The following is a 20,181-nucleotide window of genomic DNA, read 5'->3' as shown; positions in this document are numbered from 1 at the left end:
TGCGCGACATTCCGTCGGCNGAAGCTTATGGCCAGGCGATCGGCGCGTCGCTGAAGAAGCACTTCGGCAACAACATCCCGCAGACCATCATCGAGCCGGGCCGCGGCATGGTCGGCAATGCCGGCGTGATCAAGGCGGAAGTCGTTCTGATCTCGAAGAAGTCGGACAATGACGAGCATCGCTGGGTCTTCCTCGACATTGGCAAGTTCGGCGGTCTGGCCGAAACCATGGACGAAGCGATCCGCTACCCGATCCGCACCGCGCATGACGCCGACGAGATGGAGCCATGCGTTCTGGCCGGGCCGACCTGCGACAGCGCCGACGTGATGTATGAGAAGAACATGTATCCGCTGCCGATCTCACTTTCGATCGGTGACGATGTTCTGATCGAAGGTACGGGCGCCTACACCACCACCTATTCGGCGGTGGCGTTCAACGGCTTCGAACCGCTGAAGTCCTACGTCATCTAAGACGTCTGCGACGTCCGCGCCGGGATACCGGCGCGGCAAATACACAATTTCCAGTCATCTTCTTGGTTCGGGAGGCCGACATGGCCGCTGTTCTGACGAGTGTGCGCGCTTTTTTTGCGCAGGCACCTGCCTTTGTCATCGATAATGAAACGCCTGCGGATGTCGTGGCGCGCGAAAACCTGCTTGATCTGGCCATGGGGGCCGATCGGCGCACGAAGTCGTCGGAGAAGATCCGGCGTGGTCGCCTACCAGCCGAAGGCCTGGCGCTGGTGGCGCGTGACCGGGATGGTCATGTGATCGGTACTGTGCGCCTGTGGAATATCGAGGCGGGGGTGAGTCGCGAGGGCCAGGCGATCCAGGCGCTGCTTCTCGGGCCGCTTGCCGTCGATCCTGCGCATGAGGGCAAGGGTATCGGTGCGGCACTGATGCGTGCCGGTTTGCTGGAAGCCAGAAAGCGCGGCCACGGGGCGGTGCTTCTGGTCGGCGACGCATCCTATTACGAGCGCTTCGGCTTCTTTGCCGAGAAGACCCAGCATCTGGTGATGCCGGGGCCGTTCGCGCGGGAGCGTTTCCTGGCGACGGAACTCGTGGCCGGATGGCTGGAAGGGGCTGCCGGCATGGTGGTCGCTTCGGGCCGGGCGCTGTCGCACCCGACGGAGCAGCGAAAGGCGGCCTGAGGTTTCGAGCTCGGCTTTATTATCGATGACCCAATTGCAGATGGCCCGGCGCGACTCATGTGTGCCGGGCCGTTTCGTTTTGCGGCCGTGCCGCATTGCCATGCTCCGGTGAAGGACCGCCTGAAATGCTGCGTCTTGGACAGGCTTGCCATTCGTCAAGGCAGGCTGTGGCTTAAACGTCACAATCCCGACCAGGATGGCTGCGGTATTTCCGATGTCTCTAACCTATTGATCCAACTCAACCCATCGACCTTTGAACAGCGATTACGTGGCTCCGGCTTAGCCATATTGTTGATCAAGGAGAGACCTATGACGATCGATCGGACTGCGCGCAGAACTGCGCTTGCCGCCACTGCCACCCTTCTGCTGCTCGGTTCAGCGGCGACGGCGGCGGATCTCGCGCCGCTGCAGGAGCCGGTGCCTGAAGTGCAGGGGGAGGCACTTGCGGCGCTCAGCCCATGGCAGATCCGCGTTCGCGGTCTGGGCGTGATCACCAATGACAGCGGCTCGGTCGACCAGATCAGCGGTTCGGGTCTGTCCTATAGCGATACGGTCATTCCGGAACTCGATATCAGCTATTATTTCACCGACAATTTCGCGGCCGAACTGATCCTCGGCACGACCTCCGCCAATGTCTATGGCGAGGATGCGATCGCCGGTCTGGGCAAGATCGGCAAGACATGGGTACTGCCGCCGACGCTGACCATGCAATATCACTTCACCGATTTCGGTGCATTCAAGCCTTATGTCGGCGCCGGTATCAACTATACCGTCTTCTACAATCAGTCGGGTTCCGCCGCATCGGACCTCGATGTGAAGGATACGTTCGGCACAGCCCTGCAGGTCGGTTTCGACTATATGCTGAACGACCATTGGGGTCTCAACTTCGACGCCAAGAAGCTGTTTCTGCGGCCCGAGTTCGAAACGACAATCGGTGGCACTACCTATACGGGCAAAGCCAAGCTCGATCCTTGGCTGATCGGCGCCGGCGTTACCTATCGCTTCTGACATCAGCGAAAAATCTGCAGAACGAGGGGCGGCCATTTGCGAGTGGCCGCCTTATCCATTTGCGGCGACTTTGTGGCAGAAAAACCTAGGAAAATCAGCAAAACAGCGCCCGCCGAAATGTTTTTTGCGACAATCGCGCGCTCACAAATGTTAGATATTACTTGTATATCATTGAATTCACTGAGGAATAAATTTTGCAGAGGCGGGAACAAATGGCATCTTTTTGAAAGCCTGATTATGTTGTATAATCAACACACCAAAAAGCTGAGATCCGCGTTATATTGGCATCTGCATCACACTAGGAGTGAAACACATGATCAAAAGCATTCTCATCGGTTCCGTCGCGGCAATCGCAATTTCGAGCTCGGTCTTCGCGGCAGACGCCGTGTATGAAGCACCGGCTGAACCGCCCGTAGCCGTGGAGACTGCTCCGCAGTTCTCCTGGTCGGGTGGCTATGCCGGTATCCTCACCGGCTACGGTTGGGGCGATGGCGACTTCTTCGATGGCACCACGGCTGCCAATGACGATTTCGACGGCGCACGCATCGGCGGCTTCGTCGGTTACAACTGGGGCTTCGGCTCGAACGCCATCGTCGGTCTCGAAGGCGACGTGAACTACGACTGGAACCACAACGACTACGGCGTCGGCGAAGTCGGTACCGGTCTGAACGGCTCGGTTCGCGCCCGTCTCGGTTATGCCATGGACCGCGTCCTGCTTTACACGGCTGGCGGTTACACGGCGACCAACTTCAAGGTTGAAGGTTCCGGCATCGACGAAAGCACCACGCTGCACGGCTGGACCGTTGGCGCCGGTGTTGACTATGCCCTCACCGATCGTGTCTTCACCCGCCTGGAATATCGTTACAACGACTTCAGCGACAAGGAAGTCCTGGGCGTTGACACCGACTTCGACCAGCACGTCGTCAATATCGGCCTGGCCGTCAAGTTCTAAGGATTGCTGTATCCTTGACGTTTGCCGCCCGCCCCTGGAGACAGGGGCGGGCGAATTCGTTTTCCGAGGCCCCCAACCGGGCTCACATGCTCAAGCGGCGATTGTCGGGCGGGTGGTTTGCGGGCCAGTTTGCCGGACGGCTGCGCGGCGATTGAGCTTGAAGCGCCCGACAAGAGCAGCAAGCTGGTCGGACCCTTCTGCCAGGGTATGGCTTATCGCCGTCGTTTCCTCGACCATTGCAGCATTCTGCTGAGTCATCTGATCGATTTCATGGACGGAGGAGCTGATTTCCTGAAGTCCGGTGGACTGTTCTCTTGCTGCATGCGCAATCGCATCGATGTTCTCGTTGATGCGGGCGACGAAATCGCCGATGCGATCGAGCGCGCTGCCGGTGTCTCCGACAAGTCGAACACCAGCTACGACCTCATTTTCGGAATTTGAAATCAGCCCCTTGATTTCTCGTGCTGCCTGAGCCGAACGCTGGGCAAGTTCCCGCACTTCCTGCGCCACGACTGCAAAACCCTTACCCGCCTCGCCGGCGCGCGCTGCTTCGACGCCTGCATTCAATGCCAAGAGATTGGTCTGGAATGCGATGTCGTCGATGACGCCGATGATCTGGCTGATTTCCGTGGAGGCCTTCTCGATCCTTTGCATCGCCGATATCGCTTGACGGACAACTGTGCCGGAGGATTCCGCGCAACTTTTCGCGTCCTTGACAAGAGAATGCGTGTCCTGGGTTCGTTCGGAGGATGTGCGTACGGTTGACGTCACTTGTTCCAGCGCTGCTGCGGTTTGTTCAAGGGCTGCCGCCTGCTGTTCGGTGCGCCGGGCCAGATTGTCCGCCGCATCGCGCATTTCCATGCCGTTGTCGCGAAGCGCGTGTGTTTGTGCCAGAACCTCTTCGAGCGTCCTCTGGAATTCGGCGATCGAATTGTTGAAATCCATGCGCAATGGCTCGAAGCGTTCACCGAATTGCTGGTCGATGGTCAACTGAATATTGCACTCCGCAAGGCGATGTAGGCCAGCGCCCAGATTGTCCACGACCACCTGCAGGGTTTCCGCATCGGAAACGGTCCTTGCTTCACGCATGGCCCGATCGGCCTCTGCGGCGTTGCGGGCGGCGGCAGCTTCAATTTCAAGCCTTTGCTTGTCGAGGCCCGCCTGGCGGAATACCGCCAGCGCCGATGCGATGTCGCCAATTTCATCTTTGCGCCCTGAGTGGGGAACCGGCTGTGCAAGGTCTCCGGAAGCCATGGCTGTCATGTGCCGGCTGATCCGGTCCAGCGGTCTCAACGCTCGCCTGCGCACGAAGATCACAGATCCAACCGACATCAGGATCAGAAGAAGACCTGCAGAGATTTCGATGGTTTCCTTGCGGAATGATTGCCGGGCTGCCGAGGATTCGATGTCTTTCAGATATGTGTCGGCGGATGTGACGAGCTCGCCTACGGCCGCCTCATGGGCGCGAAAGCTCTCGCGGAGTGCATTGAGTGTGGCATGGACCGCGAGATCGTCCCCTGCCTTCAGTGCCGGCAAATAATCCGCGGTGACGACTTGCCAGAAGCGGTCACCTTTCAGCAGAACATCGCCTTCGAGCTTCTCTTTTAGAGACGTGGGCAGAGCGGATGATTTCCAGTAGTCCCTGCGTGCGGCATAGGCTTCGCGCAGGCCTTCGATCCGCCGAATATTGTCTGTTGCCGCGTTCGGATGGAGGGCGGCCTCGGTGGTAAGGGAATAGGTCTCCGTTAGGAACAACGGTGGTGGCAGGATGTCTGCGATGAGATCCTTGCCGTCGATGATCTGGTCATAAACCGGTCCGTTGACCTTGAGCGTTTCAAGGGTCAACGTTGCAAGCCCTACCGTTGCGGTCAAACCTCCGGCCAAAGCTAACCCGGTCGCCGTGACGATATGAGAAATCTTGAGATGCATGCAGAAGCCATCCGAAATTGCGGCATCGCTGTTGCCCGCGCCGAATGGAACGGGCGTGCCATACCGGCGGATGCCTGGTTGTTGAAGGCCGGGAGGTCAACGGAAACGGGAAGCGTCTCTGTCACCACCGGCACCCTCAAATTTAGTGATGGACTTTTACCGATGTGTTAACTTTCGTGGGGCTGTGACGAAAGTATAATGCTGCGGCTGCGTCAAATTGACGGAAGGCAAGAATAGCCCGGCAGGCGGGCCAATCTTGCAACTTCAGCCAGCGATATCGATGACGCCGCAGTCACCGGTTTCCGATGCAAAGGCCAGAAGTTTGCCGTTGCTACTCCAGCCCATGGAGGTGATCGCACCCTTGCCTGGACGGCGCAACAGCGCTTCCTTTCCGTCGGCAATGCGCACGGCGAGGATCATGCCGTCGACAAAACCGATGGCGAGCACTTCCTCAGCCGGATGGAAGGAGACTTCCGTGACCATGATGTTGGAGCGGGTGCCAAGTTCGAGCGGCGCCTTGCCCATCGGGCCATCCTTGCCGGAAAACGGCCAGACGATTGCAGCGGGTGCGCCCGAGGACGCCAGCCACTTTCCCTTGATCGACCAGGAAAGCGATTTCACCTTGGCCGGATAGCCGGTCATGCGCATGTGGCGGGTGTCTGTTGCCTTGCCGTCGAGTTTCCAGCCGTGCAGGGCAGATTCCTGCATCATGGTCACGACGAAGCGGCCATCGGGGGAGAAGGTGACGCCGGTATGGGCACCTTTCCAGTCGAGGTCGATTGGTGCACCGGCGGTGCCAACCCAGTGAAGCGTGACACCGTTGTAGCGGGCGGCGGCGATGCGCAGACCCTTGGGGGCAAAGTCGAGGCCTTCGACGGTGCGCTCTTCGGTGAATTCCTTCGACGTGCCATCCGCGAGCCGAACGATGCTCGACTTGCCATGCGCGTAGGCGACAGCGCCCTGCGGTCCGGCGGCCACCACGGATATCCACTTGCGCGGCACATGGGCAAGTTCGGTGATGCTGCCGTCATGGCCGATGCGCAGCACGCGGCCATCCTCGCCGCCGGTGACCAATGTCTGGTTTGCCTGATCCTTGACGCAAGCGAGCAGACCCTGATGGGCTTCCGTTACCTTTTCACCGCCATCAAGACGGTGAATGGTGCCGGTTGCGGTGGCAAATACGGGTATGTCACCGAGGAAATGGACTTTCAGTACATGACCGTCGATGTCGAGAGGCGCAACAGTCGGCATCAGGCAGCGGCCTCACACGCCTTGAAGCTGGCTTCGAGCTTCTCGCGGTCGAGATCCCGGCCGATGAAGACGAGGCGGCTTTCGCGCTTCTCGTTTTCCTTCCAGGGGCGCTGATGATCACCTTCGATGATCATGTGCACGCCCTGAACGACATAACGTTCCTCGTCACCCTTGAAGGCGATGATGCCCTTGAGGCGCAGGATGTTCGGGCCTTGCGTCTGGGTGACTTTCTGGATCCACGGGAAGAAGCGGTCCGGGTTCATCTCGCCGCCGCGCAGGGAGACGGAAACCACGGTGACGTCATGGATCGCCGAGGGGGCGTGGTCGTGGTGGTCATGATGCGCGTGGCCGTGATCGTGGTGGTGATGATCATGGTCGTGATGGTGATCATGCCCGTGGTCGTGGCCATGATCATGGCCGCAGTCGGGACCGCAGACATGGTCCGGCGCATCATGGTCGAGGAAATGCGGATCGTTTTCCAGGGCGCGGTCGAGATTGAAGGCGCCCTGATCGAGGACCTTGGAGAGATCGACACCCGAGCGGGTGGTCGAATAGATGCGGGCCGAGGGGTTGATGGCGCGGACGATATGCTCGATCTGGTGCAGTTCGTCGTGGCTGACCAGGTCAGCCTTGTTGATGACGACGACGTCGGCGAAAGCGATCTGGTCTTCCGCCTCGCGGCTGTCCTTCAGGCGCAGCGGCAGGTGTTTGGCATCGACCAGGGCGACGACGGCGTCGAGCTCGGTCTTGGAGCGCACGTCGTCATCCATGAAGAAGGTCTGGGCGACCGGGACCGGATCGGCGAGGCCGGTGGTTTCGACGATGATGCCGTCGAAGCGGCCGGGGCGGCGCATCAGTCCTTCGACGACGCGGATCAGGTCGCCGCGCACGGTGCAGCAGACGCAGCCATTGTTCATTTCGTAGATTTCTTCGTCCGACTCGACGATCAGGTCATTGTCGATGCCGATCTCGCCAAACTCGTTGACGATGACTGCGTATTTCTTGCCGTGGTTTTCCGACAGGATACGATTGAGGAGCGTGGTCTTGCCGGCACCGAGATAACCGGTGAGTACGGTGACGGGAGTCGGCTTCGCAAGAGCTTCGGTCATGAAAACCTCGAACAGAGTGGGTTGCCGCGGACTGCGGCATGTTATGGTGTTACCGTCATATAGGCTCTGGCGCGCGCCAGTTCAAAGGCTTTGTTGCCAGTTTTGCCGGTGGACACAACAATGGGAAAAAGATCCGCGCGGGCCAGTCTATTGGGACACGGATCTATGGCTGGTTTACAAGTTTGGCTTGAAATCGCTTACATCGAATGCGTGCATATCCTGCAGCAATTCGACCAGGCCATTCACGGCATGAGACAGCAATCTCTCGCCCTTGGCTGCGGTTGCTGCACTGGCATTGCCGGCGACGCCCTGCGGGTTGAGGTCGGACATCTTCCAGCCGAAGGCGTGCGGGCCATAAGCACGCAGGTGCTTGTAGCGCGTGGCAAAGTCGGATTGGCGGGAGGGGAAGTCCGCCGCTTTCGCCATGTTTACGAGGTCCGGCCGCAGGGCCAGCATGACCGATGTCTCGATGTCGCCGCCATGGATGTCGATCGCCTTGGCCTTGGGGCCGACCACGTCTTCCGGAATGCCAAAGCGGGTCCAGCTGGTCGCCACGACCAGCATGTTGAACCGCATGCGTGCCTCGGTGGCGACAATGGTGAGAAGCGGCGAATTGCCGCCATGGGCGTTGAGCAGGAGCAGCTTTCGGATCCCTTTGGCGGAGAGGTCGGCAGCCATGCCAAGCCATCGGTTGGCCGCCTCCTCGAAGGCAAGCGTCCTAGTGCCCGGTACATCCATATGCTCGATCGAATACCCGACCGGCTCGACCGGTAGAATTGTCGCGGGAAGGTCTGCAGGGAGGACGGCGATCAGCCGGTTGATCACACCCTGGGCGATGATCGTGTCGGTCTCGAAGGGCAGGTGCGGGCCGTGCTGTTCGGTCGCGCCGAGTGGCAGGACAGCGATCCAGTCGGTGCGGTCGATCGGCGCAGTATGCGGATCGTTATCCCTGAACAACGGCTTTGGCCTCGCCATCTGGCATCCCTTCCTGATCTTCGTTATGACTTTCGCGCGCAGGTCGCACCGGGGCACCCATCAAGGGGCGCCAATTGTGCGTGCGTCGAGTGGCGCGAGGGAGACTAATGGCGAAAAAGGACAAAGGCGACAAGGATCGCGGCGACAAGAACGAGAAGAAGAAGGGTTCGAAGAAGAGAGACTTTTCCCAGCCCGGTCTGCTCGCCGCTTCTGTTACCCAGGTTGCGCGCGCCATGCGCACGCGACTGTCGCACGGTCTTGCCGATAGCGGCCTTTACGCCGGCCAGGACGGCGTCGTGCAGCTGCTTGCCCAGGAAGACGGGCTGACGCCGGGCATGCTGGCGCAGAAGCTGGGCGTCAAGGCGCCGACAATGACACGGACCATCGGGCGCATGGAGGCGCAGGGCTTCGTCACCCGCCAGGCGGACGAACGCGACGCGCGACTGACCAAGGTCTATCTGACGGAGGAGGGGCGCAGCAGCGTCGAGCGCATCGCTCTTGCGGCCGCCGATTGCGAGCGACAGGCAACGCTTGGTCTGTCCGGCAAGGAGATCAAATCGCTGATCAAGTTATTGATCTCGGTCGAGGCCAATTTGTCCGAAAAGGCCGGCGTTTTGCGGCCGAGCATGGAGCCTGTTGCGGGGTCTGGCGAAGATGAAGATTGAAAAGACGATTTCAATTGTTTAATTAAACTGTTTAAGTCCGCGAAAGCGGCGCTTCTGGTTTGCTGCGAGGGAGGATACGTGGCTCAAAAGGTGAAGCTTTCAACGATTGCCGAGAGCCTTGGGCTATCGACGGCGACCATTTCCCTTGCTTTGCGTGACAGTCCGCTTGTGGCTGTCGATACACGCGAGAAGATCAAGGAACAGGCCCGAACGCTCGGCTATATCTACAATCGTCGCGCCGCCAGCCTGCGCACGTCTCGATCCGGGATCATCGGCGTCGTGGTGCATGACATCATGAACCCGTTCTACGGCGAAATTCTGAAGGCCATCGAGACCGAACTCGACCGCAGCCGCCATACCTTCATTCTGTCCAACCACTACGATTCCGTCGACAAGCAGCGCATGTTCATCGAAACCCTGCTGCAGCTTGGCGGCGACGGCGTGATCATGTCGCCGGCCATTGGCACGCCGCCGGAGGATGTCCAACTTGCCGAAAACAACGGCATGCCGGCGATCTTCGTGGCGCGCTCCATGGAAGGCGTCGATGTGCCGATCTATCGCGGTGACGATACCTACGGCATCTCGCTGGCGACGAACCACCTGATCGGGCTCGGCCATCGGCACATTGCAATGATCGGCGGCACGGACCAGACCTCGACCGGTCGCGACCGTTACCAGGGCTATGTCAATGCATTGCGCAAGGCCGGGATCGAGGTTGATACCAGTCTGCGCATCCCCGGTCCGCGCACCAAGCAGGGCGGTTTCGAAGCGGCCGTACACTTCCTGTCGCTGCCGCAGAAGCCGACGGCAGCCGTGTGCTGGAACGATCTGGTCGCCATCGGTCTGATGAACGGCATTTCGCGCGCAGGGCTGATTCCCGGCCAGGATATTTCGGTGACCGGCTATGACGATCTCGAGGAAGCCTCGATCGCCACACCCTCGCTGACGACGGTCTGGAACGGCCAGGCGGAAGTCGGACGGCTTGCCGCCCGCGCGTTGCTCGACAAACTGGCCGGCAGCCACGAGCCGGACGGCATACATCTGATCAAGCCGGAAATGCGGATCCGTCAATCGACTGCCCCCATTCGTCGCTGATCGAGCCAAGGAGATTGCCATGAGCGCTGAGCGCGTCACCGTCCTCATTCCGGGACGTATTCACCCGCGTGCCCGCGCACGTCTTGCCGAACGCTTCGAACTTCTGGAGATAACCAGCGCGGACCAGCCCGGCCTGACGCAAACGCAGGCGGCGACGGTCGTCGGTGCAGCCGTATCGGGTCGCTTCCCAGCCGCCCTGATGGAGGCTCTTCCCAATCTCAAGGTGATTGCGAGTTTCGGCGTCGGGTATGACGGTGTGGATGTGCAGGCGGCGGCGGCCCGCGGCATTGTCGTGACCAATACGCCGGACGTGCTGAACGATGAAGTTGCCGATACGGCGATTGCGCTCCTGCTTAACACGGTGCGACGTCTGCCTGCGGCCGAAAACCATTTGCGTGCCGGTCGCTGGGTTCAGGACGGGCCGTTTGCCCTGTCGCCGTTGTCGCTGAAAGGTCGCCATGTCGGCATTCATGGGCTAGGGCGCATCGGGCTGGAGATCGCGGCCCGGCTTGAGCCGTTCAAGGTGACGATCAGCTACCATACGCGTCGGCCACGCAGCGACGTTTCCTATGGCTACCACGATACGCTTCTGGGCCTGGCTTCGGCTGTCGATACCCTGATCTCGATCGTTCCGAAAACGCCGGAAACCATCGGTGCGATCAACGCCGATGTGCTGAAGGCGCTGGGGCCGAACGGCGTTCTGATCAATGTCGGGCGCGGCACGACCGTGGACGAACCGGCCTTGATCAAGGCGCTGCAGGAGGGAACGATCGCGGCTGCCGGCCTTGATGTGTTTGCCGAGGAGCCGAAGGTTCCGGCAGAGTTCCTCGACCTCGATAATGTCTCGCTGTTGCCGCATGTTGCCTCGGCTTCCATTCCGACCCGCAATGCGATGGCCGATCTGGTGGTCGACAACCTGCTTGCCTGGTTCGATACGGGAAGGCCGCTGACGCCTGTGCCCGAGACACCGTTCAAGGCCTGATCTTCGAGCCACTGATTCAGGTCACCGGCAGGGCGTATTTCATCCAGCCTTCCGCAAGCTTCGGGGCGCATGTTTTTGAATGAAACATGCGCTCCGGCCTGGAAGGCTCCGATGAAGGCATATGCCCTGGTGCTGACGACAAGTCTTGGTTTCGCCGGCGCTACGGCGGTTGGCCTGGCGCTATGGCAGGCGGATGGCCCAGCCATGGACATTGAGCTTGCCGACCCAATCATTGCCGGAACGATCCCCGCGCGTCCGCCGATCATGTCGCCCAGCAGCATGCACGCGTCTCCGCCGGCGGTATTTTCCATTTCGAACTTCGACAGGCAGACTGTCTGTCTGGTCGAGCGCGGCGCCACCTTGACCAGTCGCAGCCGCGGATTTTTCGCGCCACCGGATTGTGACAGTGTCTGGCCAGGACTGGCACAGGTGGAAAACTGGACGCAGAACGATGACGGCACGGTGACGCTGACCAATGGCAACGGCGCCCTGGTGCTGACGCTGGTGCGCAGCAAGAGTTTTTCCTATGAGGTCGCCGATCCGGCCGGGGTCGATATCGCGCTGCTGATGCTGCCGTAACGGCTCTCAGCCGCGCGCGGCGACATAGGCCCTGACGGCATCGCCGAAGGCCTCGAACAAGGCCCGCGACGGCTTGTCGGTTTCGGCCCAATATTCCGGATGCCATTGCACGCCGATGGCAAAACCCTTGGCATCGATCACCGACACGGCCTCGATCGTGCCGTCTTCGGCCAGCGCTTCGACCTGCAGTCGCGGTGCGGTCCTGGAGATCGCCTGACGGTGCAGGGAATTGACCGGAACCGGACCGGCGCCGAGATAGCGCGCAATGCACGAGCCTTCGGCAATGATCACGTCCTGGCGGATGCTGTACATGATATCGCGGTCGGCGTGTTGCGGCTTGCGGTGGTCCCACATGCCCGGCTGTTCCTGGATCTCGGAGGCGAGCGTGCCGCCCATGGCAACGTTGAGTTCCTGAATGCCGCGGCAAATCGCCAGCAGCGGAATGCCGCGATCGATGGCGCGCCGGATCAATGGCAGGGTGGTTGCATCGCGTGCCGGGTCGAAGGGGCCGTCGGCCTCGGTTGCCACGGCGCCGTAGAGCGACGGGTGGACATTGGTTGCCGATCCCGAAACGATTACACCATCGACACGATCAAGGATGGCATCGGTATCATTGCCCTCTTCGAAGGCCGGAATGATGAAGGACATGACATCGGCGACCTTCAATGCGGCGCTGACATACTGGTTCTGTGCGGCATGCCAGTTCGCTCCATCGAATTGGCGGATATCGGCGGGAATGGCAATAATCGGCTTCGGCATGCGTATCTCCGGCAATCTTCGGCGCGAATTCATGCGCTTTCTGCCCGGGAGAAGTCAAGTTGGCAAAGTTGCCCAAAATGACGGCGAAACCAGGCGGTTGTTCCTCGAATTGCGGTATGTGCCCATAGAATAGGCGAATAAAACCGGCATCTTACGGGCATATTCAACCAAGCTTTGCAATTGTTCGAAAGACTAGAGCAGTTCGACTTGAAACGCTTTGGTCAACATGGTTAGCTTCGTGTCTGCTGCCGGGAGGGGAGCGTAAAAAACGCTGTGCCGGTGGAGCAACCACTATGGAGGAATTACGTGGATCGTCGTTCATTTATCAAGAAGGCAGGCATTGCCAGTGCAGGCGCTGCTGCTTCAACCGTCCTTGCAGCACCGGCCATTGCGCAGGGGACAGAAAAAATCACCTGGCGTCTGACGTCGTCCTTCCCGAAATCGCTTGATACGATCTACGGCGGCGCCGAAGACATCGCGGCGCGCGTGGCGGCTGCCACCGACGGAAATTTCACCATTCAGACCTATGCCGCCGGCGAAATCGTTCCGGGCCTGCAGGCGGCCGATGCCGTCGGTTCAGGTACTGTCGAAATGTGCCATACCTGCTCCTATTACTATGTCGGCAAGGATCCGACATTCGCCATCGGCACCGCCATTCCCTTCGGCCTCAATGCCCGCCTGACCAATTCCTGGTTCTACAACGGCAATGGCAATACGTTGCTCAATGAATTCTACGCCAAGCACAATCTCTATGGCATGATCGCCGGCAATACCGGCGCGCAGATGGGTGGCTGGTTCCGCAAGGAAATCAACACTGTCGACGACCTCAAGGGAGTCAAGATGCGCATCGCAGGTCTCGCCGGCAAGGTCATCGAAAAGCTCGGCGGCGTTCCGCAGCAGATCGCCGGCGGCGACATCTATCCGGCGCTTGAAAAGGGCACGATCGATGCGGCTGAATGGGTCGGCCCTTATGACGACCACAAGCTCGGCTTTTACAAGGTGGCCAAGTACTACTACTACCCGGCCTTCTGGGAAGGCGGCCCGGTCATCCATGCCTTCGTCAATCTCGACAAGTGGAATGCCCTGCCGAAGCACTACCAGACCGTCCTGCAGGACGCCTGCTCGTTTGCCAATACAAACATGATGGCAAAGTATGACGCAAAGAACCCGATCGCGATCAAGCAGCTGGTCGGTGAAGGTGCTGTCCTGCGTCCGTTCAGCCAGGAAATCCTCGAAGCCTGCTACAGTGCGGCCCTGGAGGTCTATGCGGAAATCTCGGCGACGAACCCCGATTTCAAGAAGGTCTACGACGACCAGGTCGCCTTCAAGCGAGAAGGTTATCTGTGGATGCAGCTGTCGGAATATACGTTCGACACGTTCATGATGATCCAGCAGCGCAACGGCAAGCTCTGAGCTTTTCCGCGTCGTCCATTGAAAAACCCCGGGAACCCAGGTTCCCGGGGTTTTTGCTGTTCAGTCTCCGTGAGGAGACCAGATTCGTCGACCGGCGAACTATTTGAACGCCGGCGGCTGGCTGAGATCCATGCCCGGCGCCGGCGTGATCGTTGGCGCGGGAGCCGTGCCGTCGCCGCCCAGCGAGGGCAGTCCCAGTGCCGGACCGTTGTTGCCGAAGGTGGGGATCTCGATCTTGATGGTGCTGGGGTCGATGGCCGGCCCCTTGTCGAGCCACATTGTGACCGAGGACGGCCAGAAAATGACGATGGCGACGAGGATCAGCTGCATGCCGAGCCACGGGATGGCGCCGAGGTAGATGTCCTTGGTCTTCACCGATTTTGGCGCGATCGAGCGCAGGTAGAACAGGGCAAAGCCGAAGGGTGGATGCATGAAACTGGTCTGCATATTGATGCAGATCAGAACGCCGAACCAGATCAGGTCGATCCCCAGCGATTCCGCGACCGGCGCCAGCATCGGGATGACGATGAAGGCGATTTCGAAGAAGTCGAGGAAGAAGGCGAGGAAGAAGATGAAGATGTTGACGAAGATCAGGAAGCCGACGGCACCGCCAGGAACGTGAGACAGAAGATGCTCGATCCAAAGGCCGCCATCCATGCCTTGGAAGACAAGGCTGAAGCAGGTGGCGCCGACGAGGATGAAGACGACCATGGAGGTGATCTGCATGGTCGAATGCATGCCCTGGCGCACCAGGTCCCAGGTCAGGCGGCGATGCATGGCAGCGAGCGCCATCGCGCCGACGACGCCCAAGGCTCCGGCTTCGGTCGGCGTTGCTAGGCCCATGAAAATCGTGCCGAGGACGAGGAAGATCAGCACGATCGACGGGATCATGCCCCAGAGCACCTTTACCACGAGGGCGGCATTCAACTCGCCGCGCGCTTCCGGTGGAAGGGCCGGCAGATCCTTCGGACGAAAGATTGACATGGCCAGGATGAACAGCATGAAGATCAAGACCTGTAGGATCGAAGGGCCGATCGCGCCGAGATACATATCGCCGACCGAACGGCCGAGCTGGTCGGCGAGGACGATCAGGACGAGCGACGGCGGGATGACCTGGGTGATCGTTCCAGACGCGGCGATTACACCGGTCGCAAGGCGTGGGTTATAGCCGTATTTCAGCATGATCGGCAGCGAGATCACGCCCATGGTGATGACGGATGCAGCGACCGTTCCGGTAATGGCGCCGAGGATGGCGCCGACCAGGATGACGGCATAGGCAAGGCCGCCGGGAATCGCTCCGAACAGCTTGCCGGTGCCTTCAAGCAGATCTTCGGCCAGGCCGCATCGCTCGAGGATGGCGCCCATGAAGGTGAAGAACGGGATCGACAGCAGCAGATCGTTGGACACGATGCCGAAGATACGCAACGGCAGGGCCTGCATAAAGGCGAATTCGAAATGGCCGGTCGCGATGCCCAGCAGACCGAACACGAGACCGACGGCAGACAGCGAAAAGGCGACTGGAAAGCCGTAGAGCATGAAGATGATCATGCCCAGGAACATCAGAGGCGGCATTATCCCGAATTGAAACATGAGCGGCGTATCCCCCAGGAAATCTCGTTATTATTGAAGCGGCTTTTCGTAGGTCGTATCGACCTGGAGGATGCCGCGAAGCCCGGCAATGCGTTTGATCAGTTCCGAGACGCCTTGCAGCGTCAGCAGGGCGAAGCCGGCGAAGATGATGAACTTGACCGGCCAGCGGATCAGACCGCCGGAATTCGACGACACTTCACCCTGCTGGAAGGACAGGTGAAAGACCGGCCAGGCGAGCCATGCGAGATAGGCACAGGCGGGAAGCAGAAGGAAAATGATGCCAAAGACATCGATCCAGAGGCGTGTGCGGTCCGATACGCTGCCGTAAATCAGGTCCACGCGCACATGTTCGTTGAGCCGCAGTGTATGCGAGGCGCCGATCAGAACGATGAAAGCGAAAAGATACCACTGGATTTCCAGCCAGCCATTGGAGCTGTAGTTGAAAGCGTATCGTATCAGAGCATTGCCGGCGCTGATCAGGCAGCAGAGCAATACGAGATATCCGGCAAAGCGGCCAACGACTTCGCTGATCCTGTCGACGATCCGGCTGAAAGCCAATAATGGTCCCATCTTCATCTCCCTAGACGTATCTTCGTGCATAGATCATGCGCCATGACCACGCAACCGGGAGCCCCCTTATTGCAGGGGGAGTGCGTACTAAAGTCCTATGTCTTTGGATGGAGATGCCGACCGCTTTTCGGACCGGATGCGGTGCCCTCGGTCCGCATGTAAGCTGCGAGATGGCACTTGAACAATTTTAACATTTCCGGTTCCCTGACTTTAACAGGTTCTGCGTTAGCCATTTGCCTGCACTTCCAGACAGGGGCAGGGTCTGCCTGCCGAACTGCGTCGCTTTATTGTTTTGTTTCCGGCACATAATGCAAAACGCGGTTCGCGCGACCTGTGAGACACATGAAAGAGATCTTGGTTGTCCAATGAGATTCGACGTCTAGCGTGCCTGGAGGGCAGATGACCAAGGTCGACATGAAGCAGAGCGTGCCGACCGATGTCTATCTGTCTTTTGTCAGCTCCCTGTTCGACAACCGATCGACGCTGTTCACCGGCATGGTCGTGCATATCGTCACCTTCGTCGCGGTCTATGTGCAGACCGGCGCGCCGTTCTACATCTTCCTGGCCTGCTGCTTCGCCTTCGTCTTTGCCAACCGGCTCTACTGGTTCTTCGAATTCGACAAGCTCGACAAATCCAAACTGAGCAGGGGGGAGATCGCCCGCTGGGAGCGGCGCTATGTGCTGGGTGCCGCCTCGACCGCGGCCATTCTCGGCATTGGCAGCGGTTACGCCCTGCTTGCCTTCGAAGACACGTTTGCGGAACTCGCCTGCATCGCGGTGACGATGGCGTCGATGGTGTCGGTCGTGGGGCGCAATTACGGATCGCGGCTGGCTGTTGATCTGCAGACGCTGGCCTGCTGCGTGCCGATGATCATCGGAAGCCTGCTGGCGCATGACCCCTTCAAGGCGCTGCTGGCGCTGATGCTGATCCCATTCGGCCTGACGACAAGGGCAATGGCCAATGGCGTGCGGGAATTCCTCTACGACAATGTCATTGCGACACGGGAAATGGGGAAGATCGCCGATCGCTTCGATACGGCGCTCAGCAACATGACGCATGGCTTGCTGATGCTCGATCCGGACAACCGGATCGAGGTTATCAATCGCAAGGCCTGCGATCTGCTGCATCTTGGCGAGCGCAGCCGGTTGCAGGGCTGTGATCTCGATGTGGCATTGCGTTACGGCGTGCGCCATACCCTCGTCGATGGCGCGATGTCGAACCTGTTGCAGAAGCAGTTGACGCAACTGATCCAGGGCACGACGAGCCGAGCGGTGATGCACTTTTCCGACAACCTCGTTCTGGAATTTTCGGCGAACAAGCGGGAAGAGGGTGGGGTTGTCCTGATTTTCGAGGATGTCACCGCGCGTGTCAGTGCCGACCGCAAGATCCTGCATATGGCACGCTTTGATGCGCTAACCGGACTGCCGCAGCGCGGCTATTTTGCCGAACTGGTGCGTGAACTGCTTGAGCGCAAGGGCGACCATGGCGCGGATGTCGGCTTCATGATTGTCGATGTCGATGACTTCAAGCACGTGAACGATTTCAAGGGGCATCTCAACGGTGACCGCCTGCTGGTCGCAATTGGAACGCGCCTGACGGAGCTTGCCGACGGTCTGGCAGTGGTTGGTCATCTGGTCGGCGACCAGTTCGTACTTTTCTTCCCGAATGCCGGCGACCGACACGATCTGGAGGCGCTGATGCGGTCGCTGCATGAGCAGGCCGCCGGCCACTACGATGTCGAGGGCATGAAGTTGCCTGTCGCGTTTTCAGCCGGTGGCGCCGTGCTGGTGAGCGACGATCTGCGCCTGGAGGAGTGGCCGGTCAAGGTCGATATCGCGTTGTTCGAATCGAAGTCGCGCGCCAAGGGTCGCTTTACCCTGTTCGTCGAGGAAATGGATGCGCGCTACAATGAAGGCCAGCGACTGAAGGCCGACCTCAGGACCGCGATCGCCGAGCAGGCTATCACGGTCATGTACCAACCGATGTATACGCCGGACGGCCGGGATGTGAAATGCTGCGAGGCGCTGGCCCGCTGGACGCATCCGGAAAAGGGGCCGATCGCGCCCAATGTCTTCATCCAGGTGGCGGAGGAAATGGGGCTGGTGGCCGAGATTACCCGGCAGGTGCTGCGCACGGCCTGTATCGACTGCATGACCTGGCCCGAAGCCATTGCCGTCTCGGTCAATCTGTCCGTGCATGACCTGCGTGGCGAAGGGCTTGTCGATGTCGTCCAGGCGGTCCTCGCAGAGACGGGCCTGCCGACCCGCCGTCTGCATCTGGAAGTCACGGAAAGCAGCCTGATCGAGGAACTGTCGGCGGCGCGGGCGGTGCTGGACCAATTGCGATCCCTGGGGATCACGATTTCCATCGATGATTTCGGCACCGGCTTTTCCAGCCTCAGCTATCTCGACACATTGCCGATCGACATCGTCAAGATCGACCGCTCATTCGTTCGCGATATCGGCGATGATTCACGCCGGTTGAAGCTGCTGCGGGGAATTGTCAGCCTGGCGCGCGGGCTTGATATGAAGATCGTCGTCGAGGGGGTCGAGAACGCCGAGCAATTGGCCCTGTTGACGAAATACCACTGCGCAGACCTGATCCAAGGTTACGTGTATTCAATGCCGATATTTTCGCAAGCGGTGCCGCAACGGGTTCGCCAGGCGCAGAGCAAAGCCGGAAAAAGCAAAACCGACGTCGCTTGAATTAGGGTTCGCTACATTTTGCATGTCAGCGCTAACGTTCATTTCCAGGCTGTTTCGGTATTTGGTTGTATTTGATACTATTAAGCTTAACTAATTGAATCTTAATAATCTATTAATTCTTGGGGGAGCGGCGTTGTTATCTCCATGTTAGCCATTAACCAACTGTTAACCATAGTTGGATCGTTGCCATGGAATTGGAAGGCTTCCCCGAGAAGCTCATGCGGTATCTCGACCATATCGAGTACAGGCGTATCGAAAGCAGCGAGGACATGGCGGCGATCGAGCAGCTGCGCTACAAGGCCTACAAGGCTGCCAATGTCCTGCCCGTGACAGCACCGAGCATGATCGATGACGCCGATTTCGATGACCATGCCTATGTCTTCGGGGTCTATTATTTCGAGGAACTGGTCAGCACGATCCGGCTGCATCACGTCACGCCGCTGCAACGTTTGTCGCAATCGGCCGGGGTCTTTCCGGAGGTCATGGAAGCCTATCTCGACGCGGGCCTGACGCTGATCGACCCGGCGCGTTTTGCCGTCGATCCCGATGTTGCGGCCGAGTTGCCGGTGCTGCCCTATCTGACGCTTCGGCCTAGCATCGTGGCGGCCGCCTATTTCAAGGCAAACCTCGTCTTGCAACATGTGCGGCCTGCGCATGCGGCTTTCTACAAGCGGGTCTTTTATGCAGAGACCGTCGTCGAGCGGCGGATGACCGAAATCTACGGACTGGAACTGACGCTGATGGCGACGAACACACATACGACTGGCGACAAGCTGCTCCGACGGTATCCGTTTTTCGACTCCGGCGTACACGAGCGCCGGTTGATGTTCGGTCGGGCTGTGCGGCGGGAGATGCCGGCACCGCTGACGATTCTGCCATCGGCGCGGCTTGTGGCGACCGGCAAGATCAGCGGTGCGGTTGCCGGTCTTGATTATTAATCAAGGTGACTGTGTGCAGATTGCACTCGACGATGCCTTTGTGTATTCGATGAAAGACTGACTTGGCAGGAATCGGGCCGGTGCGCATCGAGGCACCTGACCACCCGGCCGCAAAGCCTTTAGATTGGGAGACAGAGCATGAGCGAACATCATTCCGGTCCGGTCGAAACCGGTGCTCCGATGAACTATGCCGAGCACGAGAAGACCTACGAAGCGTTTCTTGCCGCAACAAAATTCGGCACGATCATTCTGGTTGCCCTGATGATTGCGATGGGTATCGGCTTTTTCACAAGTGCCGGTCTGATCGGCGGCTTCCTGGCCTGGATCGCGTTGAGCGCCGCTGGCGTCGTGCTGATGCGCTAAGGTCAATCGGCGGGTTTCGCCGTTTGATGCTACTAGAAGCCGCGGGTCATGGCTCAAGTGAGCCGATGATCGGCGGCTTTTTTGTGCGCGGCAGTCCGAAGTGTCTGCCGAACACGTTGATCGAGGCGCCAGGCTGTAACAAAAAAAAAG

At 59.4% G+C, this 20,181-nt stretch carries 18 protein-coding genes and 1 pseudogene; 12 read left to right on the top strand and 7 right to left on the bottom strand.

Going from position 1 to position 20,181, the window contains the following annotated elements; translation table 11 throughout:
* From odc2 to PDO_RS24315, 4 genes and pseudogenes are all read left to right on the top strand, one after another.
* Positions 1-470: pseudogene (gene odc2 / locus PDO_RS24335) on the top strand (ornithine/lysine decarboxylase); the annotation flags it as partial.
* An 80-nt stretch (positions 471-550) separates the two neighbouring features.
* On the top strand, positions 551-1,147 hold the full coding sequence (locus tag PDO_RS24330) for a GNAT family N-acetyltransferase (protein ID WP_007608064.1): 597 nt from the start codon (positions 551-553) through the stop codon (positions 1,145-1,147).
* 309 nt (positions 1,148-1,456) lie between these two features.
* Positions 1,457-2,155, top strand: a complete 699-nt coding sequence (locus PDO_RS24325; protein ID WP_007608062.1) for an OmpW/AlkL family protein — start codon at positions 1,457-1,459, stop codon at positions 2,153-2,155.
* 313 nt (positions 2,156-2,468) lie between these two features.
* Complete coding sequence (locus tag PDO_RS24315) at positions 2,469-3,107, top strand: outer membrane protein (protein WP_007608061.1); 639 nt, start codon at positions 2,469-2,471, stop codon at positions 3,105-3,107.
* A gap of 90 nt (positions 3,108-3,197) precedes the next feature.
* Here the strand turns inward: PDO_RS24315 and PDO_RS24310 are convergent, their stop codons facing one another.
* The 4 genes from PDO_RS24310 to PDO_RS24295 form a co-directional block, all read right to left on the bottom strand.
* Positions 3,198-5,036, bottom strand: a complete 1,839-nt coding sequence (locus tag PDO_RS24310; RefSeq protein WP_007608058.1) for a methyl-accepting chemotaxis protein — start codon at positions 5,034-5,036, stop codon at positions 3,198-3,200.
* Positions 5,037-5,300: 264 nt separating this feature from the next.
* Positions 5,301-6,287 (bottom strand): WD40 repeat domain-containing protein, encoded by a 987-nt coding sequence (locus PDO_RS24305; RefSeq protein ID WP_007608056.1) that lies wholly within the window; start codon positions 6,285-6,287, stop codon positions 5,301-5,303.
* Positions 6,287-7,396, bottom strand: a complete 1,110-nt coding sequence (locus PDO_RS24300) for a CobW family GTP-binding protein (protein WP_007608054.1) — start codon at positions 7,394-7,396, stop codon at positions 6,287-6,289. Before PDO_RS24300 ends, PDO_RS24305 begins: the two co-directional genes overlap by 1 nt.
* A 174-nt stretch (positions 7,397-7,570) precedes the next feature.
* The gene (locus PDO_RS24295) at positions 7,571-8,371 is read right to left on the bottom strand and encodes a creatininase family protein (protein WP_007608053.1); all 801 of its coding nucleotides are present in this window, start codon (positions 8,369-8,371) and stop codon (positions 7,571-7,573) included.
* Between the two features lie 107 nt (positions 8,372-8,478).
* On the opposite strand from PDO_RS24295, the gene PDO_RS24290 reads away from it, so the two are divergent.
* The 4 genes from PDO_RS24290 to PDO_RS24275 all read left to right on the top strand — a co-directional run bounded on the left by PDO_RS24290 (position 8,479) and on the right by PDO_RS24275 (position 11,692).
* A complete protein-coding gene (locus tag PDO_RS24290; RefSeq protein ID WP_007608052.1) occupies positions 8,479-9,036 on the top strand; it encodes a MarR family winged helix-turn-helix transcriptional regulator in 558 nt (185 codons plus the stop codon).
* A 78-nt stretch (positions 9,037-9,114) separates the two neighbouring features.
* Positions 9,115-10,131 carry a LacI family DNA-binding transcriptional regulator gene (locus PDO_RS24285; RefSeq protein ID WP_007608051.1) on the top strand — a complete coding sequence of 339 codons (1,017 nt, stop codon included), beginning with the start codon at positions 9,115-9,117 and terminating at the stop codon, positions 10,129-10,131.
* 19 nt (positions 10,132-10,150) lie between these two features.
* Positions 10,151-11,113, top strand: a complete 963-nt coding sequence (locus tag PDO_RS24280) for a 2-hydroxyacid dehydrogenase (RefSeq protein WP_007608050.1) — start codon at positions 10,151-10,153, stop codon at positions 11,111-11,113.
* A gap of 111 nt (positions 11,114-11,224) precedes the next feature.
* Positions 11,225-11,692: a hypothetical protein gene (locus PDO_RS24275; RefSeq protein WP_007608048.1), complete on the top strand. Its 468-nt coding sequence runs from the start codon at positions 11,225-11,227 to the stop codon at positions 11,690-11,692.
* 6 nt (positions 11,693-11,698) lie between these two features.
* Here PDO_RS24275 and PDO_RS24270 read toward each other — a convergent pair whose 3' ends face one another.
* Positions 11,699-12,451, bottom strand: a complete 753-nt coding sequence (locus PDO_RS24270; RefSeq protein WP_007608046.1) for a gamma-glutamyl-gamma-aminobutyrate hydrolase family protein — start codon at positions 12,449-12,451, stop codon at positions 11,699-11,701.
* A gap of 306 nt (positions 12,452-12,757) precedes the next feature.
* Between PDO_RS24270 and PDO_RS24265 the strand changes: the two genes are divergently transcribed.
* Entirely contained in the window at positions 12,758-13,864 is a 1,107-nt protein-coding gene (locus PDO_RS24265; RefSeq protein WP_007608045.1) for a TRAP transporter substrate-binding protein, read from the top strand.
* Positions 13,865-13,963: 99 nt separating this feature from the next.
* Here the strand turns inward: PDO_RS24265 and PDO_RS24260 are convergent, their stop codons facing one another.
* Entirely contained in the window at positions 13,964-15,454 is a 1,491-nt protein-coding gene (locus tag PDO_RS24260) for a TRAP transporter large permease (RefSeq protein ID WP_007608044.1), read from the bottom strand.
* A gap of 30 nt (positions 15,455-15,484) precedes the next feature.
* Positions 15,485-16,024, bottom strand: a complete 540-nt coding sequence (locus tag PDO_RS24255) for a TRAP transporter small permease subunit (protein ID WP_007608042.1) — start codon at positions 16,022-16,024, stop codon at positions 15,485-15,487.
* 399 nt (positions 16,025-16,423) lie between these two features.
* On the opposite strand from PDO_RS24255, the gene PDO_RS24250 reads away from it, so the two are divergent.
* From PDO_RS24250 to PDO_RS24240, 3 genes are all read left to right on the top strand, one after another.
* Complete coding sequence (locus tag PDO_RS24250; protein ID WP_007608035.1) at positions 16,424-18,730, top strand: putative bifunctional diguanylate cyclase/phosphodiesterase; 2,307 nt, start codon at positions 16,424-16,426, stop codon at positions 18,728-18,730.
* A gap of 188 nt (positions 18,731-18,918) precedes the next feature.
* Complete coding sequence (locus PDO_RS24245; protein ID WP_007608032.1) at positions 18,919-19,668, top strand: N-acyl amino acid synthase FeeM domain-containing protein; 750 nt, start codon at positions 18,919-18,921, stop codon at positions 19,666-19,668.
* Positions 19,669-19,806: 138 nt separating this feature from the next.
* Complete coding sequence (locus PDO_RS24240; RefSeq protein ID WP_007608030.1) at positions 19,807-20,031, top strand: aa3-type cytochrome c oxidase subunit IV; 225 nt, start codon at positions 19,807-19,809, stop codon at positions 20,029-20,031.
* The last annotated feature ends 150 nt before the right edge of the window (positions 20,032-20,181 follow it).

The sequence above is a fragment of the Rhizobium sp. PDO1-076 genome, assembly GCF_000247475.1.
GTDB lineage: Bacteria > Pseudomonadota > Alphaproteobacteria > Rhizobiales > Rhizobiaceae > Allorhizobium.
The sequence above is the reverse complement of the archived record's forward strand: the minus strand, read 5'-3'. Positions and strand labels throughout refer to the sequence as shown.

Excerpts from the sequence above, each read along its gene's own strand:
- PDO_RS24330 (WP_007608064.1), top strand. The coding sequence starts at position 551 with ATGGCCGCTGTTCTGACGAGTGTGCGCGCTTTTTTTGCGCAGGCACCT.
- PDO_RS24325 (WP_007608062.1), top strand. The coding sequence starts at position 1,457 with ATGACGATCGATCGGACTGCGCGCAGAACTGCGCTTGCCGCCACTGCC.
- PDO_RS24315 (WP_007608061.1), top strand. The coding sequence starts at position 2,469 with ATGATCAAAAGCATTCTCATCGGTTCCGTCGCGGCAATCGCAATTTCG.
- PDO_RS24310 (WP_007608058.1), bottom strand. The coding sequence starts at position 5,036 with ATGCATCTCAAGATTTCTCATATCGTCACGGCGACCGGGTTAGCTTTG.
- PDO_RS24305 (WP_007608056.1), bottom strand. The coding sequence starts at position 6,287 with ATGCCGACTGTTGCGCCTCTCGACATCGACGGTCATGTACTGAAAGTC.
- PDO_RS24300 (WP_007608054.1), bottom strand. The coding sequence starts at position 7,396 with ATGACCGAAGCTCTTGCGAAGCCGACTCCCGTCACCGTACTCACCGGT.
- PDO_RS24295 (WP_007608053.1), bottom strand. The coding sequence starts at position 8,371 with ATGGCGAGGCCAAAGCCGTTGTTCAGGGATAACGATCCGCATACTGCG.
- PDO_RS24290 (WP_007608052.1), top strand. The coding sequence starts at position 8,479 with ATGGCGAAAAAGGACAAAGGCGACAAGGATCGCGGCGACAAGAACGAG.
- PDO_RS24280 (WP_007608050.1), top strand. The coding sequence starts at position 10,151 with ATGAGCGCTGAGCGCGTCACCGTCCTCATTCCGGGACGTATTCACCCG.
- PDO_RS24275 (WP_007608048.1), top strand. The coding sequence starts at position 11,225 with ATGAAGGCATATGCCCTGGTGCTGACGACAAGTCTTGGTTTCGCCGGC.
- PDO_RS24270 (WP_007608046.1), bottom strand. The coding sequence starts at position 12,451 with ATGCCGAAGCCGATTATTGCCATTCCCGCCGATATCCGCCAATTCGAT.
- PDO_RS24260 (WP_007608044.1), bottom strand. The coding sequence starts at position 15,454 with ATGTTTCAATTCGGGATAATGCCGCCTCTGATGTTCCTGGGCATGATC.
- PDO_RS24255 (WP_007608042.1), bottom strand. The coding sequence starts at position 16,024 with ATGGGACCATTATTGGCTTTCAGCCGGATCGTCGACAGGATCAGCGAA.
- PDO_RS24250 (WP_007608035.1), top strand. The coding sequence starts at position 16,424 with ATGACCAAGGTCGACATGAAGCAGAGCGTGCCGACCGATGTCTATCTG.
- PDO_RS24245 (WP_007608032.1), top strand. The coding sequence starts at position 18,919 with ATGGAATTGGAAGGCTTCCCCGAGAAGCTCATGCGGTATCTCGACCAT.
- PDO_RS24240 (WP_007608030.1), top strand. The coding sequence starts at position 19,807 with ATGAGCGAACATCATTCCGGTCCGGTCGAAACCGGTGCTCCGATGAAC.